The 13,598-nt window shown below is 53.7% G+C and carries 16 protein-coding genes and 1 tRNA gene; 7 read left to right on the top strand and 10 right to left on the bottom strand.

The features are described 5' to 3' along the window. Positions 1 to 49: 49 nt before the first annotated feature. A complete protein-coding gene (locus CX651_RS19950; RefSeq protein WP_165565880.1) occupies positions 50 to 217 on the bottom strand; it encodes a hypothetical protein in 168 nt (55 codons plus the stop codon). 297 nt (positions 218 to 514) lie between these two features. On the opposite strand from CX651_RS19950, the gene CX651_RS04965 reads away from it, so the two are divergent. Then, positions 515 to 1,042 (top strand): DUF2937 family protein, encoded by a 528-nt coding sequence (locus CX651_RS04965; protein WP_224867236.1) that lies wholly within the window; start codon positions 515 to 517, stop codon positions 1,040 to 1,042. Between the two features lie 81 nt (positions 1,043 to 1,123). Then, positions 1,124 to 1,597, top strand: a complete 474-nt coding sequence (locus CX651_RS04960) for a peroxiredoxin (RefSeq protein WP_101054160.1) — start codon at positions 1,124 to 1,126, stop codon at positions 1,595 to 1,597. 7 nt (positions 1,598 to 1,604) lie between these two features. Here CX651_RS04960 and CX651_RS04955 read toward each other — a convergent pair whose 3' ends face one another. From CX651_RS04955 to modA, 6 genes are all read right to left on the bottom strand, one after another. After that, a complete protein-coding gene (locus CX651_RS04955) occupies positions 1,605 to 3,530 on the bottom strand; it encodes a methyl-accepting chemotaxis protein (protein ID WP_101054157.1) in 1,926 nt (641 codons plus the stop codon). Between the two features lie 90 nt (positions 3,531 to 3,620). Next, positions 3,621 to 4,937: a two-component system sensor histidine kinase EnvZ gene (gene envZ / locus CX651_RS04950; protein WP_028780858.1), complete on the bottom strand. Its 1,317-nt coding sequence runs from the start codon at positions 4,935 to 4,937 to the stop codon at positions 3,621 to 3,623. Continuing rightward, entirely contained in the window at positions 4,934 to 5,659 is a 726-nt protein-coding gene (ompR, locus tag CX651_RS04945) for an osmolarity response regulator transcription factor OmpR (protein WP_025010803.1), read from the bottom strand. The genes envZ and ompR overlap by 4 nt, the downstream gene beginning before the upstream one ends. 135 nt (positions 5,660 to 5,794) lie before the next feature. After that, a complete protein-coding gene (gene modC, locus CX651_RS04940) occupies positions 5,795 to 6,883 on the bottom strand; it encodes a molybdenum ABC transporter ATP-binding protein ModC (protein WP_101054153.1) in 1,089 nt (362 codons plus the stop codon). Then, on the bottom strand, positions 6,877 to 7,569 hold the full coding sequence (modB, locus tag CX651_RS04935) for a molybdate ABC transporter permease subunit (protein WP_101054293.1): 693 nt from the start codon (positions 7,567 to 7,569) through the stop codon (positions 6,877 to 6,879). Before modB ends, modC begins: the two co-directional genes overlap by 7 nt. Before the next feature lie 16 nt (positions 7,570 to 7,585). Further along, positions 7,586 to 8,353, bottom strand: a complete 768-nt coding sequence (gene modA, locus CX651_RS04930) for a molybdate ABC transporter substrate-binding protein (protein ID WP_101054150.1) — start codon at positions 8,351 to 8,353, stop codon at positions 7,586 to 7,588. Between the two features lie 160 nt (positions 8,354 to 8,513). Here modA and CX651_RS04925 point away from each other — a divergent pair, with 160 nt between their 5' ends. The 4 genes from CX651_RS04925 (at position 8,514) to CX651_RS04910 (ending at position 10,595) form a co-directional block, all read left to right on the top strand. Next, on the top strand, positions 8,514 to 9,299 hold the full coding sequence (locus CX651_RS04925; protein WP_101054147.1) for a TOBE domain-containing protein: 786 nt from the start codon (positions 8,514 to 8,516) through the stop codon (positions 9,297 to 9,299). Between the two features lie 126 nt (positions 9,300 to 9,425). Next, entirely contained in the window at positions 9,426 to 9,920 is a 495-nt protein-coding gene (greB, locus tag CX651_RS04920; protein WP_039035338.1) for a transcription elongation factor GreB, read from the top strand. Positions 9,921 to 10,049: 129 nt separating this feature from the next. After that, the gene (locus CX651_RS04915) at positions 10,050 to 10,355 is read left to right on the top strand and encodes an NINE protein (RefSeq protein ID WP_157822666.1); all 306 of its coding nucleotides are present in this window, start codon (positions 10,050 to 10,052) and stop codon (positions 10,353 to 10,355) included. Between the two features lie 9 nt (positions 10,356 to 10,364). Continuing rightward, positions 10,365 to 10,595: a TM2 domain-containing protein gene (locus CX651_RS04910; protein ID WP_039035336.1), complete on the top strand. Its 231-nt coding sequence runs from the start codon at positions 10,365 to 10,367 to the stop codon at positions 10,593 to 10,595. Positions 10,596 to 10,634: 39 nt separating this feature from the next. Here CX651_RS04910 and CX651_RS04905 read toward each other — a convergent pair whose 3' ends face one another. Beyond that, the gene (locus tag CX651_RS04905; protein ID WP_101054141.1) at positions 10,635 to 10,874 is read right to left on the bottom strand and encodes a hypothetical protein; all 240 of its coding nucleotides are present in this window, start codon (positions 10,872 to 10,874) and stop codon (positions 10,635 to 10,637) included. A 286-nt stretch (positions 10,875 to 11,160) separates the two neighbouring features. On the opposite strand from CX651_RS04905, the gene CX651_RS04900 reads away from it, so the two are divergent. Next, positions 11,161 to 12,135, top strand: a complete 975-nt coding sequence (locus CX651_RS04900; protein ID WP_157822665.1) for a ribonuclease T2 family protein — start codon at positions 11,161 to 11,163, stop codon at positions 12,133 to 12,135. Positions 12,136 to 12,141: 6 nt separating this feature from the next. Here CX651_RS04900 and CX651_RS04895 read toward each other — a convergent pair whose 3' ends face one another. Together CX651_RS04895 and CX651_RS04890 are read right to left on the bottom strand one after the other, a co-directional pair. After that, positions 12,142 to 12,939: a VOC family protein gene (locus tag CX651_RS04895; protein ID WP_101054135.1), complete on the bottom strand. Its 798-nt coding sequence runs from the start codon at positions 12,937 to 12,939 to the stop codon at positions 12,142 to 12,144. 583 nt (positions 12,940 to 13,522) lie between these two features. Beyond that, positions 13,523 to 13,596, bottom strand: a tRNA-Gly gene (locus tag CX651_RS04890). Positions 13,597 to 13,598: the final 2 nt, after the last annotated feature.

The following is a 13,598-nucleotide window of genomic DNA, read 5'->3' as shown; positions in this document are numbered from 1 at the left end:
TTTTATTGGATTGATATCGGTTATGTTGAGGAACAATAAAGTTTGTACACTAATCAGTCGCTGTGGGCTGGTTTTCAGATGATGTACCTAGCTCGCCAGATGAAATACTCTGTTTTGATATTTCAATTTCCTTGAGAATTTTTTTAGCTTTAACTTTGGCAGCATTAACAACTTCGGGCTTCTCCTGTTGGAGAAGCTCTTCCAGCGTTCTTCCCATGGTACATCCCTCGCTCAAGATCAATTAGGAAAATCCTCCCCTTTAGGCTGGCAAACTTGAACACTTTCTTATTTGGTGATGGCTTACGTAAATTTCGACGAGAGACTTAACTTCAACTTATTCGAAAAATATTTTTGTCAAACTATGGTTGTTTTTGTCAATGTATAGTTTCAGCGACATTTGGTTTCAGCCCCGAGTGCTATGGGCGACACAGATAGAGCGGCAACAAAGCCAGAAGCGGTCAGTTAAGATACAGGGCGGCTGCGGCAATCTGGTTTGGCCGGAACTCAGGGAGGCATGATGCTTAGAACCATACGCGACTATCTCAGACTGCTGCTGTTCTTTGTGGGGGTGCTGGCGGGGATTCAGCTCCCCGGCTTTGTCGATCAATATGGCAAGAGCCTCCAGGCCCACCTGAGCGAGATCCAAACCCAATTGGCCGGGTTTCAGCGCGATGCCGACCGTTTCTTCGGTGGCGATCTGGATAAGCTTATCGCCCACTATGTGACCAACAAAGATCCGGTATTTACCTCCGGCGGTGATAAGCTCAACGCCATGGTAGAACGCCGCTCCGAGTTGCAGCAGGCCTTGGCCGATTTCCGCGAGAGTCTCTACAGCCCCTACCTGCAACTGGCGTTTGCGCCACAGGCGGATATCCGCCGCGAAGTGTGGGACAACTACAGCCACAATATTCTGCTCAAAGGCGATGCCATAGCCATTGGCCTACTCAGTGGCTTGCTGCTCGCAGCCTCGGCCGAGCTGCTGCTCAGCTTATGCTGGCTGGCGTTGCGGGCGCTGTTTCGGCGCCGGCCGTCTGCCGCCTGATTGCCCCTGTAGAATGTCTGTGTTTGTCCACTCCATTAACGGCTATGATGGTTTGTAATTCCCACTGAAAGGACAAATATCATGATTGCACAAGGTCAAGCTCTGCCGGATGCCACTCTGAGCCAACTCGGTAAAGAGGGCATGATCAACCACAAGGTTAAGGAACTGTTTGCCGGCAAGAAGGCCGTGCTATTTGCTGTTCCCGGTGCCTTTACCCCCACCTGCTCCGAAGCTCACCTGCCGGGTTATGTGGTGCTGGCCGATGAACTCAAGGCCAAGGGCGTCGATATCATTGCCTGTGTGTCGGTCAACGATGCCTTTGTGATGAAAGCCTGGGGTGAAACCCAAAACGCCGGTGAGATCATGATGTTGGCCGATGGCGATGGTGCCTTCACCAAGGCGCTGGGGCTGGAAATGGACACTGGTGCCTTCGGAGGCTTACGCTCGCGGCGCTATGCCATGGTGATAGACGATGGCGTGGTTTCTTTGTTGAATGTGGAAGCGCCCAAGACTTTCGAAGTCAGCAAGGCCGAAACCATACTGGCGAGCCTCTAATAGCGACTCAGGCGGCTTTAATGCCGAGATTCTGTTCTATCTCGGCGACACCTGCAGCCACCTGAGAGGCGATTGCCTGCCCTTGCTCCGAGGCGGTGATCGCCTGACTGCGCAGCTGTTCCATGGCGCTGGAGAAAGATTGCAGATGCGCCAGCTGTGACTGGGCATACTCAGTACCCTGCTGAGTCCCGCTCGCCATGGCAAAAGCCTGCTGTCTCACCTCCTGCGCCAGCTGTTTCAGGCTCTCGGCTCTCTGTCTCTGCCTGTCGCTCGCCTCGGCTATGCCATCCATACTCAGCCCCAGACTCTTGTTGGCATTGGTGAGCCGATTGAGAATGGCACCTATCTCATCGAGCGAGCTCTGGGTGCGACTGGAGAGGCTGCGCACCTCATCGGCCACCACGGCAAAACCTCGCCCCTGCTCACCGGCACGGGCGGCTTCTATGGCGGCATTGAGCGCCAACAGATTAGTCTGCCCGGCGATATTGCCTATCACGTCGATGATTCCCGCCACAGCCGCCACTGAATCATCCAGACTGGCAAGCGCTTGATGACACTCGGCAACGGCGGTGCGGGTTGAATCTGTGGCCTCCAGCATCTGCTGCGCTTCGAGTTCACTCTGGTGCATCTGCTCGGCGGTATTGCCGGCACGGGTGGCCAGCGAAGCTGAGCTGTCACTCACCAGTCCGGCCAATTCACTGAGCTCCAGCGTTTGCTGCCGAGCCTGATCCACCACTTGTTGGGTCTCACGGGTACTGCCGGCCATTTCACTGATTTTTTGCACCAGGGCCGACAGACTTTGAGAAATACGCGCCAATTGCTGCCGCTGCTGTTCATCCTCGGACTCGAAACGATTCAGCAGAGCATTGAAGTGGGCGGCTATCTGGCCGGTTTCACAGCGACGACTGATATTGAGGCGCTCGCGGGTATTGGACTCACTCAGTTGACTGAAGGCGGTGTTGAGCAGTTGCAACGGCTTCACCACCCTGAGCTGCTGCAAAATCAAATAAGCCACGGCAAATAAGGCCAGCACAGCCAAAGCCAGATAGAGCCAAAGCTGTAGCTCGTGTTTGAGCTTGTCGGTACGTTGTTGCTGCTCAGCGGCCATGGTCAGCAAGTTCTGCTGCAACTTGTGCATATCGGCGCGCAGCGCATCCTGCATTTGACGGTTATCCAACAGTTGCTGCTCGGTATTGGTCACTTCCTTGGCGTAGCGACTGCTGAGACTCAGAAGTTCAGCGCGGTAGCTCTCGCCAATCTCTTCACGTTCGGGTTCATCGTCACCCAGGGCAAATTCATCGGCCTCTACTGTGCGATAGAGACCAAGCAGTGGCAAGGCGCTGAGTCTGTCATGCCAGTCGGCCAACTGGGTTATGGTACTGTCGAGGTAAGGCTTGAGTCTTTGCTCCCGTCCGAGCAAGTAATCCTGGGTCAGCTGTGACAACTGGTAAACCAGCGGCGGAAGCTCCCGACTAAGCTGCAGATATTCATGCGCCACTTGTGGCGCCGTTGCCAGCCCTTGATCGCCGTAATCCGCCAGGCGCTTGTTGTTGTCCAACATTTCGGTTTCTGCATGGGCCAACAGCTGCCTGGGATTTCCGGCCAACTTGCCGGCGGCGCGATATTTACCATCCAGAGCCGTCACCAATTGCGCCAGCTCCTGTGCCAACTGTGAATCTACCGGCAAACGGTCATGAATATCATTGAGCTGGGCTCTGGCTTGTTCCAATCGCCCTGCATCGCCACTGGCGAGATACTTATCCAGATTGGCACGGATATCCACCAAAAATTCTTGCTGCAAGCCTTGCAGCGTCTGGCTCTGCAGTTCTGCCTCTTGTCTCTGTTCACTACTCCAGAGCACCAGTGAGGCGAGCAAGGCCGCCAACAAGAGCAACAACGCCGAAGCGCCGAGAGAAAGGGTGGAAATTTTCATGGCAAACTGCGCCCAATTGATTGAACTGAGCGCAGTTTATGACTGGAGCATGACAGTTGAATGACAATCGGCCATAAAGCGTATGGCGTGTTAATCTCGCGGCAACCACACCTGAGCGTGCAGCCCACCCTGGGGGCGATTGCTGAGAATGACCTTGCCCTGATGCCTGTCTATGATGCGTTTGATGATCGCCAGTCCCAACCCTGAGCCGACGCTGCCGCGGGCACTGTCACCTTGGGTAAAGGGCTGGAACAGCTTGGGGATCTGGCTCTCGGCAATACCCGGGCCATTGTCTTCCACACTGAAACCTATGCGGTGTTTTTCCACCTGGGAAGCGATACGGATCCAGCCGCGGCCATAGCGGAAGGCGTTTTCCACCAGATTGCCGATCACCCGCTTGATAGCCAGGCTCTGCATCGGCACTTCGGGGCACTCGGCCAGTACCAGCTCTATTTCACCGACTCTGTTGCTCTCGGCCTGGGCCACTTCGCGAATTAAACGGTTGATCTGTTCCGGCTCACGAATGCTCTCCTGATCCTGGCGGATATAGGCGATAAACTGATTGATGATGGCATCCATGTCTTCAATGTCTTTGACTATGCCCTCCTGCAGGTAGGCATCGTCGTCCACCATCATCTCGGAAGCCAGACGAATTCGGGTCAGGGGTGTTCTAAGGTCGTGGGAAATCCCCGCCATCAGCAGCGCCCTGTCCTGCTCCAGCTGTTTCATACTCTGGGACATACGGTTAAAGGCATTGGTCACTTCGACGAGCTCACTGGAGCCGGTCAGCGGCAGCGGGTCAGGGAAATTGCCTCTGGAAACTGAGATAGCCGCCTTTTGCAGCCGCCGCAGCGGCCGGTTCTGTTGCCGGGCAAACCACCAGCCACCGGCGACACTCAAGGCGCCTATCACCAGCAGATAGAGGTTAAGGGGCGACAGGGCATTTTCGTTCCAGCCATTGAGGGGAACCTTGATCCAGATGGAGGGAGCCTGAGGCGGGCGGATCCAGATCTGCAGCAGATTGCTCTGGGCAATACGCACTTCGGCCGGGCCACCGAGATATTCCGACATCTGGGTTGAGAGGAAACCATAGTAGGTCGCCCGCTCGATACCGGCTTCCCTGGCCTGTTTCTGGTTATAGACATGCATGCCATCGTCGCGCACCTTGGCATTGAGGGCGTCCACTATGGTGAGGTGTTCACGGCCCACCTCGACCCCATCGACAAACAACAGATTGATCTGGCGGGCGATAAGCTGGTTGATCTGCTGGTAGCTGGGCTTAATGAAATAAACCGTCACAGTCAAATAGGAGACCAGCTGATTGATCAGCAACAGGCAGCCTATCAGCATGACCGTTTGGCTGAAGGCACTCCTGGGCAACAGGCGTTGCCACCAGCGCAGCTTCATTTACGGGCGGCACCATCTGGCACAAACACGTACCCCAGGCCCCAAACCGTTTGGATATAGCGCGGGTTGGCGGGATCCTTTTCAATCAGCCGCCTAAGCCGGGAAACCTGGACATCGATAGAGCGCTCCAACGCCGAATAGTCGCGGCCACGGGCCAGATTCATCAGCTTGTCGCGGGACAAGGGCTCCCTAGGGTGGGTCACCAATACCTTGAGCACGGCAAATTCACCACTGGTGAGCGCGATGGACTCTTCGTTGTGGTACATCTCACGGGTGGCCAGGTTGAGGCTGAACTCGCCGAAGCTGACCATCTCTTCCTGCTGCGAAGGCGCGCCGGGGATCTCCTGCACCTGACGGCGCATTACCGCCTTGATCCGTGCCAGCAATTCTCTGGGGTTGAAGGGTTTTGGCAGATAGTCATCAGCGCCGAGTTCCAGGCCTATGATGCGGTCGACTTCATCGCCCTTGGCGGTCAGCATCACTATTGGCAGTGGGTTGCCCTGTTGTCGCAGGCGGCGACAGATGGACAGGCCATCTTCTCCCGGCAACATAAGGTCGAGCACCAGCAGGTGAAAGTTCTCCCGCTCCAGCAAGCGATCCATTTGCTCGGCATTGGCGGCGCTGCGCACCTGATAGCCTTGTTCCATCAGATAGCGCTCCAACAAGGCCCGCAGCCTCATATCATCATCGACAACCAGAATCTTGGAGGTTTCTTGTCCCATGGGCTATTCCTCGAGTGCCAAGCCTGAAACTGGCACAATAGTATCTGAAAAAGTGGCTAAATATCTTAAATTTAGCCATTTTGATACCAAAAATCACCCGAGACTTTGTAACAGTAGTTGATCTTCTGTTGCACCTCAGTGAGAACGGGCCAAATCGGCGGCCGTGAGGCTGACCCCTTTAATCTGGGCGAAGAGTGACATCCCGGGCTGCAACGCCAGCTCCTCAAGGGCCCAGCGGGTAATATTGGCCCACAGCGGCATACCCGCCAGCCTCAGTCTTAGCTGCACATAGTCGCGGCTGTCGACCCGGCTCACCTCTTCCAGGGTTACCGGCAGGATATTGCGAATACTGCTGCCGCTCGGCACCTGCAGGCACACAGAGACCTGGTTGCTGTGAACCCGCACCCGTATCGGCTTATCCTGTTTGGGTAACAGTTCATTGACCCACAAGCTGTTGCCGTCGGCGAGCTGCAAACGGGTCATGGCATACTCGGGATGACTCTCGGCCACAGTGGCATGCAGCAGCGAGCTTTGCTCCTGAGCACTGAGCCAGGGTCTCAGCTCGTCACTGTCCCACACCTGTTCCAGCGGGCCGCTGAGGACGCAGCGGCCCTTGTCCAGCACCAGCATCTGATCCGCCAGTTGCAGGATCTCATCCAGACTGTGGCTGACATAGATAATCGGCAGCTTAAGTTCGGCGGTGAGCCTCTGTAGGTAGGGCAACAGCTCGCGCTTGCGCGGCAAGTCGAGCGATGCCAGCGGTTCATCCATCAAGAGGATCTCTGGGCGGGTCAGCAAGGCCCGGCCTATGGCGACCCGCTGCTTTTCCCCGCCGGAGAGGGTAAAGGGAAACCGATCGAGCAGCTTCTCCAGCCCCAAGAGTTGCACCACGGTATCAAACTCGCGACTGTCTTTATCCTTGCGGCCATAGTTGAGATTGCCGCGCACCCGATAGTGGGGAAACAGCCTGGCATCCTGAAACACAAAGCCGGCGTTACGCCGCTCAGGTGGCAGGTTGATCTTCTTTTCTTTATGAAACAACCAGCGCTCTCCCAAACGGATCTCACCGGCATCCGGCGTTGCCAAACCGCCGAGAATATTAATCAGTGAGGTCTTACCGGCGCCCGAACGGCCAAAGACGGCGCTGACCCCGGAGAGAGGTAATTCTGTGTCCACATCCAGTAGGGTTTGCCCCAGCTGTTGCCTGATAGCGATTTTCAGCATTGTCCCAGCGTCCTCTGTTGCGCCCGCTTGCTGAGCCATTGGGAAGCTATCAGCGAGGCCAGTGAAATTAATATCGCAATCACGCACAACCTGGCGGCCTCGGCCTCGGCGCCAGGGGTCTCGATAAAGGAGTACATGGCCAAGGGAATGGTGCGGGTTTCACCTGGTATATTGGAAACAAAAGTAATGGTGGAACCGAACTCCCCGAGACTGCGGGCAAAGGCCAGCACCATGCCCGAGACTATGCCGGGCGCGGTCAACGGCAAGCTGATGGTGAAGAAGACCTTGAGTCGGCCGGCGCCCAAGGTGCGCGCCGCCTGTTCCAGGCGCACATCCACCCCTTCGAGCGCCTGACGAATGGCACGAACCATTAACGGGAATGACACCACCGCGGCCGCCAGCGCGGCGCCGCGCCAACTGAAACTGAAACTGAAGCCAAAAGTGTCATAGAGCCAGCCACCGAGAAAACCGCTGCGGCCCATGGAGACCAGCAACAAATACCCTATGACCACAGGTGGCAGCACCAGTGGCAGGTGGATCAGGCTATCGAACACAGACTTGCCGGGGAACTCCAGCCGCGCCAGCACCCAGGCGCACAAAATACCAAGCGGCAGACTGCAGAGCACAGCCACAGTGGACACCTTGAGACTGAGCAGCAAGGCAGCCACTTCATAGTCGGTCAACAAGCTCAAAGTCAGGATCTCAGTTTACGCCGAAGCCGTATTTGGCAAATACCGCCTTGGCAGCGTCGGACTGCAGGAATTGATAGAAACCTTCAGCGCCTTTGTTGTGCTCTTTACCCACCAGCGCCATGGGATAGCTGATTGGCTTATGAGTCTCTTGGGGGAATACCGCCAGCTGTTTTACCCCTTTGGCAACCTTGGCATCTGTGGAATAGACAATCCCCAGAGATGACTCGCCGCGTTCAACCAACGCCAAGGCGCCGCGAACACTATTGGCTCTGGCCAGCAGAGGTTCGGCCTGTTGCCACAAACCCAAGTTTTCCAGCGCCTGCTTGGCATAGCGACCGGCTGGCACATGATCTGGATCGCCAACCGCCATCCGACTGTTACCCAAAGCCTGTTTGAGATCCCAGGAAGCCGAGATTTCAACCTGGTTCAGCGCACTGCTTTTCGGCGCGATCAGCACCAGAGTGTTACGCAGCAGAGTGACCCGACTATCACTGTCAATGGCCTTGTTTTCATCGAGATAGTCCATCCATTTCTGGTTGGCCGACAGAAACAGCTCGGCGGGCGCACCTTGGGCAATCTGGCGTGCCAGCGTCGAAGAGGACGCAAAAGAGAACACGGTTTCAGTGTTATGCTTGCGGTCATATTCGGCGCCCAGTTCATTCATGGCATTGGTGAGTGAGGCGGCGGCAAAGACGGTGACTTTTTCCTTGGCACTGACGTTAAAGGCCAACAATAACCCCAGAGCCAGGCTCAGGGCTGGACGAAACAGGGACTTCATAACGACTCCTTGGTGAAATGATTACACTATTTGGATACTGCCAACGTTATATACATAGTTATATAACGATAAGCAAGCCTGTGAGCGTCAGTGAGTGATCCCTGTGGTCTTTATCAGCGCAATGAGGGAGAATAACCCTGACACTGATAAGGAATACACCATGGATCTCAAAGCCCTGTTGACTCTCAACAATGCCGATAAACTGTTTGCCAATCCCAAACGCATTGCGCTATTGAAGCAGATACGCATTACCGGCTCCATCAGCCAGGGCGCCAAACAGGCGGGCATCAGTTACAAGGCGGCCTGGGATGCAGTCAACGACATGAATCTGCAGGCCCCTCAGCCTGTGATCAGCAGTGAAAAGGGTGGTAAAGGCGGTGGCGGCGCCAAGTTGACCGAGTTTGGCGAGCGTCTGCTGAAACTCTACGAACTGATGGATCAGATGCAGGACATGGTGCTCAAGGCGCTGTTGGATGCGGCCGTCCCCATGGATAATCTGTTGGATCTGATGGCGCACTTCTCGCTCAAGACCAGCGCCCGCAATCAACTGGCCGGTGAAGTCATTGCGCTCAAGGATGATTCTCTCAATGACAATGTCAGGGTCAAATTGGCCGGCGGGCAGGAGATAGACGCCGCCATCACCCATGCCAGCACTGACAAACTGGGACTGCATATCGGCAAGAAGGTATTGCTGCTGTTCAAGGCTCCCGCCGTCAGCATCCACTCGCTGCAGCAGCCCCTCAGCAGTGGCAACCGCCTCAAAGGCCAGTTATTGCAAATAAAACGCGATACCCAGCGCAGCGAAATTACCCTGGATATCGGCGGCAACGACCGCCTCTACGCTTCGGTATGCAACGACAGCCTTGAGGGCTTGCCATTGGCTCTGGGCGATCATCTGCAGGCCTGCTTCGAGCCGGGGCAGACACTCATCGCCTGTGTAAAATGACAAACAAAGGCATCCTGTTTATCCCATTGGCAAGAAGGCGCACTTGCAAGCACGCCTGAGTTCTGTAAACCTTCTGCATTATTGGCATCGGCGCCTGGCGCCATCAGCAGTTGACCGAATAAATCGATGAAAGCCCATTTGATTACCCGTAAGGGCTGGGAAGCCCTGGACAAAGAACTCAAATATCTGTGGAAGGAATACCGTCCCGAGATCACCCTCAAGGTACAGGAGGCCGCGGCCCAGGGTGACCGCTCCGAAAACGCAGATTACACCTACAACAAACGCTTGCTGCGACAGATAGATCGCCGGATCCGCTATCTGGTTAAACGTCTGGAAGAGCTTAAAATAGTCGACTACTCACCGCAGCAGGAAGGAAAGGTGTTTTTCGGCGCTTGGGTCGAGCTGGAAAACGACCAGGGCACTGTGGTGCGCTACCGGATTGTCGGCAAGGATGAAATAGACACCAAGAAAGGCTATATCACCATAGATTCCCCCATGGCGCGAGCACTCATAGGTAAACAGGTTGATGATGAGGTCCAAGTGCAAACCCCATCCGGGATCAAAGAGTGGTACATCAATGTGATCCAATACCAGGCGTTTGAAACAGATGTGTCAGAATAATCTCAATTTAACAATTTGTTATTGAAAAAAATCCCAGGAAAAAGGTAGACTTCCCCCGTTTGGCTCGAAGAAGTGCAGGGAGATGCCTGCCGGGCCGGACGACTCAGCTTTCAACATAGGAACAAGGAAGTGCAGACTCTCAAAAAATCCGATAAGAGTTATGGCGTAGCCGTGTGCCTTTCAGGCATTTTCGGCATCTTGGGCATACACCATTTTTACTGTGGACGTATTCTGCATGGCCTGTTTGATCTCGGTCTGGCAATAGTAGGTATTACGCTGATTTCGACAGATGATCCTACCTTGGTATTCACCGGAATAGCTGTACTGGCGGTCGATATTATCCACACAGTGATAATCACTTTCATGTTACTCGTGGGAAGCTATAAAGATGGGCTGGGTAGGCTGATCACTTACCCGGGACAAAAGTTAACTTAAGGACAAACAATGACAATCGAAAATGAGCAACTGAGCGACAAGGGTTTCGTACCTACTCTACTGCTGTGCTTCTTCCTGGGCAGCTTCGGCGTGCACCGTTTTTACACAGGTAAAATCGGTACGGGTCTGCTGATGTTACTGACCCTGGGTGGCCTGGGTATTTGGACTCTGATCGACTTTGTTCGTATTGCCATCGGTAGTTTCCGTGATGCCGAAGGCCGCCAGATCAAAGCAGCCTGATCCCTGGATGCCAGTGGCTGGAGCCACTGGCATCCTTACTCACTCCTTAGAAAGTACTCTTCCCTTACGTAACATCTCTTCCGCTTCCAGACGCTCCTGCTCCCTTTGTGCCTGAGTGGTACACCTTCTTATCGGCATCCTCGAACCTGTCACTGTGACTTTTTCACAGCGATAACCATCACTGCGATCGACTTCTGCTTGAGCCTGCTGCGTTTCATCAGTACTACTACAGGCTCCCAAACACAACACCATAACCGCCGCGGAAACACATCCTTTCATTTACTTTTTCCTGTAAAATTCTGCTGTCATTGCCAAGCTACACAATTAATCGACAAGCAACAATTGCGCTGCATTTCACCAACAAAGGCAAAGATACAAATTGGCGCCATTGAACTGCGGCCAAAGCGTCTAATATTCCGGCTATGGCGCATCAGCTCTGAGCCTTGAAACCAAAACCAAAGATCATCTATTTAACATAAGTTGCACTTCAAACCGATATAGATACAAAGTGTCACATGGCAAAACTAAAATCTGCATGATGACAATTTCGTCAAAGAGGAACCTTATGACCCGCTTACTGATATTATTGCTGTGGCTGTTACCTATCGGGATCATGGCAGCCCCCTTTTCCGGTGAGTTGCTGATAGACAAGACCTGTCCGCTGTTTCAATCGAAGAACAAGGGCACTAATCCCGGGCAGCTTTACAGCAGCCCAGGGCAGAGGCTGGAGATAGTTGAACGCCTTGGTCACAACACGCCCACCTGGTTCAGGGTCAAGACCTCAGCCACACAATCACCTCTGCGTTGGATTGCCGCCGACTGTGGCCAACTGCAAACAGGTGTGTTGCCCACGGAATCTCAAACCGATAACGCCTGTAACCTGGCCGATAAATACGATAGTCATCTACTGGCTCTGTCGTGGCAAAACGCCTTTTGTGAGTCAAAAGGTTCCAGCAAACCCGAATGTCGCAGCCAAAGCGCCGACCGCTTTGATGCCAGTCATTTCAGCTTGCACGGCTTATGGCCCAATAAGCGCTCTTGCGGCATCAGCTATGGCTATTGCGGCAAGGTCAAACACGAACCCGATGACTTCTGCAACTATCCCACCATTGAGTTAAGCAAAGCTGTATCCCGGCGCCTGGCTCAGATGATGCCCAGTCACGCCTACGGCAGTTGCCTGGAGCGGCACGAATGGTGGAAACACGGCAGTTGCCGGGATGAAAATGCCGAAGCCTACTTTTCATTGGCACTCAGACTGACCACAGAGGTGAACCAGGCAACGCCTCTGCTCAACCTACTGCAACAAAACATCGGCGCCAAGATAGCGACCGATTCTTTAAGACAAGCGTTTCAACAGAGCTTTGGCCCTTCGAGCGAGCACAAGCTGAGTCTTAAATGTCACCGGGGAATGTTAACCGAAATTCAACTCAGCCTTCCCGAAAAGATAAATGACAGCGACCTGAAGACTCTGTTGCTACAGGCACCCAGAATTGCTCCCGGCAACTGTGGTAGCCAGATCCGCATCGATGCGGCCAACTGAGAGAAATTAGAGCGCCATAGTCAGGCGAATAATACTGAACACTGCCCCCTGGGGGTCGTTGAGCACCGCAAAGCGCCCCACATTGGGAATATCTGTGGGTGGCACACAAACCTTGCCGCCCAATTCAGCCGCCCGACAAGCCATCAGATCACAGTCATCAACACTGAAATAGATCATCCAGTGGGGCGGCACGTCACCCCACTGCTCTGTCATTTGCAGCATTCCACCAATGCCTTCATCACAGCTGTCGCTATTGAGAAACCATTCTGTATATTCAAAATCAACAGCATTCTCACTGCGACGCATCTGCCAGTTGAACACCTTGGGATAAAAGATCTTAGCCTCTTCGGGTTGTCGACAGGCGAGCTCAACCCAGCAAAGAGTGTTGGCTTCCCACTTACGCCCGGCACCGGGATGTTCGACGCCCTGCCAAACCGAAAAATGGGCCCCTTCGGGATCGGTAAATAGCGCCATCTTACCGGCGCAGCCAACCTCGTGGGGGCCCATCAGAAGCTGGCCTCCAGCGGAGCTGATGGCCTCAATACAGTGATTAATATCCTCCACCGCAAAGTAAACCGCCCAGTGACTGGGAACCCCCTGCTGCTGTAATTCAGTAGGCAATTGGTAAATGGCGCCTATATCTTCATGCGCCTGCTTCAACATAGTATAGGCGCCTTCCGGCATGGGAATATCTTCAGCTTGCCAACCAAAGAGTCGACAATAAAAGTGCTTGGCACTGTTCCAGTCCTGCGTCCCCAGCTCTACCCAACAGGGCTCGCCATGTCTGTATGCTGTAATCTTCATTATCCGGTTCCCATTTCTGTGTTGCGCAGTGGAGGCTGATGAAGCCGGTTCCATTTACGTTAAACACTAATAGAAATTATACCAGGCTGTATAGAAAATATACGATGGCAATGCCGAATTGAGAATATATGGATTTGACGATGTATAGAGGAAAAAAGCCGTAGTCTGTTGGTTAGCATAAACTTTCCCTGTCACTCTTCCCTATGCAACACAATCTGCCAACCAACAAACTACGACGGAACAATGAGATGCAAAATCTCAAACATAAAAAGGATGCAGGGCAATGGACACAATCCCTTTATGAAGAGGTAATACTGGCTTATCCCGGGTAGGATAACTGTCAGACAAATCCCAAGAGAGTTTGTCACCATTCCTAAAGCGGCGCTATTTAGACTCAGAAGGTTCAAAATGACCAGCCCCCTTTGAGAAAGGTACGGCCTTTCAGTTTATTGGCTTGTACAGATAGAAAAACGAGACCTACACCTGTGCAACCTAAATGGTCATAGGCTACAGATAACGCTCAGAGCAAAAACGAATATTGATTCATAAGCTACTGGGAGCAAATATTAACTATGACGAAACTTGGAGCGGGTGATGGGAATCGAACCCACGTATGCAGCTTGGGAAGCTGCCGTTCTACCATTGAACTACACCCGCAC

It is taken from the genome of Shewanella chilikensis (assembly GCF_002836945.1).
Lineage (GTDB): Bacteria > Pseudomonadota > Gammaproteobacteria > Enterobacterales > Shewanellaceae > Shewanella > Shewanella chilikensis.
The sequence above is the reverse complement of the archived record's forward strand: the minus strand, read 5'-3'. Positions and strand labels throughout refer to the sequence as shown.

Excerpts from the sequence above, each read along its gene's own strand:
- CX651_RS19950 (WP_165565880.1), bottom strand. The coding sequence starts at position 217 with ATGGGAAGAACGCTGGAAGAGCTTCTCCAACAGGAGAAGCCCGAAGTT.
- CX651_RS04965 (WP_224867236.1), top strand. The coding sequence starts at position 515 with ATGATGCTTAGAACCATACGCGACTATCTCAGACTGCTGCTGTTCTTT.
- CX651_RS04960 (WP_101054160.1), top strand. The coding sequence starts at position 1,124 with ATGATTGCACAAGGTCAAGCTCTGCCGGATGCCACTCTGAGCCAACTC.
- CX651_RS04955 (WP_101054157.1), bottom strand. The coding sequence starts at position 3,530 with ATGAAAATTTCCACCCTTTCTCTCGGCGCTTCGGCGTTGTTGCTCTTG.
- envZ (WP_028780858.1), bottom strand. The coding sequence starts at position 4,937 with ATGAAGCTGCGCTGGTGGCAACGCCTGTTGCCCAGGAGTGCCTTCAGC.
- ompR (WP_025010803.1), bottom strand. The coding sequence starts at position 5,659 with ATGGGACAAGAAACCTCCAAGATTCTGGTTGTCGATGATGATATGAGG.
- modC (WP_101054153.1), bottom strand. The coding sequence starts at position 6,883 with ATGCTGAAAATCGCTATCAGGCAACAGCTGGGGCAAACCCTACTGGAT.
- modA (WP_101054150.1), bottom strand. The coding sequence starts at position 8,353 with ATGAAGTCCCTGTTTCGTCCAGCCCTGAGCCTGGCTCTGGGGTTATTG.
- CX651_RS04925 (WP_101054147.1), top strand. The coding sequence starts at position 8,514 with ATGGATCTCAAAGCCCTGTTGACTCTCAACAATGCCGATAAACTGTTT.
- greB (WP_039035338.1), top strand. The coding sequence starts at position 9,426 with ATGAAAGCCCATTTGATTACCCGTAAGGGCTGGGAAGCCCTGGACAAA.
- CX651_RS04910 (WP_039035336.1), top strand. The coding sequence starts at position 10,365 with ATGACAATCGAAAATGAGCAACTGAGCGACAAGGGTTTCGTACCTACT.
- CX651_RS04905 (WP_101054141.1), bottom strand. The coding sequence starts at position 10,874 with ATGAAAGGATGTGTTTCCGCGGCGGTTATGGTGTTGTGTTTGGGAGCC.
- CX651_RS04900 (WP_157822665.1), top strand. The coding sequence starts at position 11,161 with ATGACCCGCTTACTGATATTATTGCTGTGGCTGTTACCTATCGGGATC.
- CX651_RS04895 (WP_101054135.1), bottom strand. The coding sequence starts at position 12,939 with ATGAAGATTACAGCATACAGACATGGCGAGCCCTGTTGGGTAGAGCTG.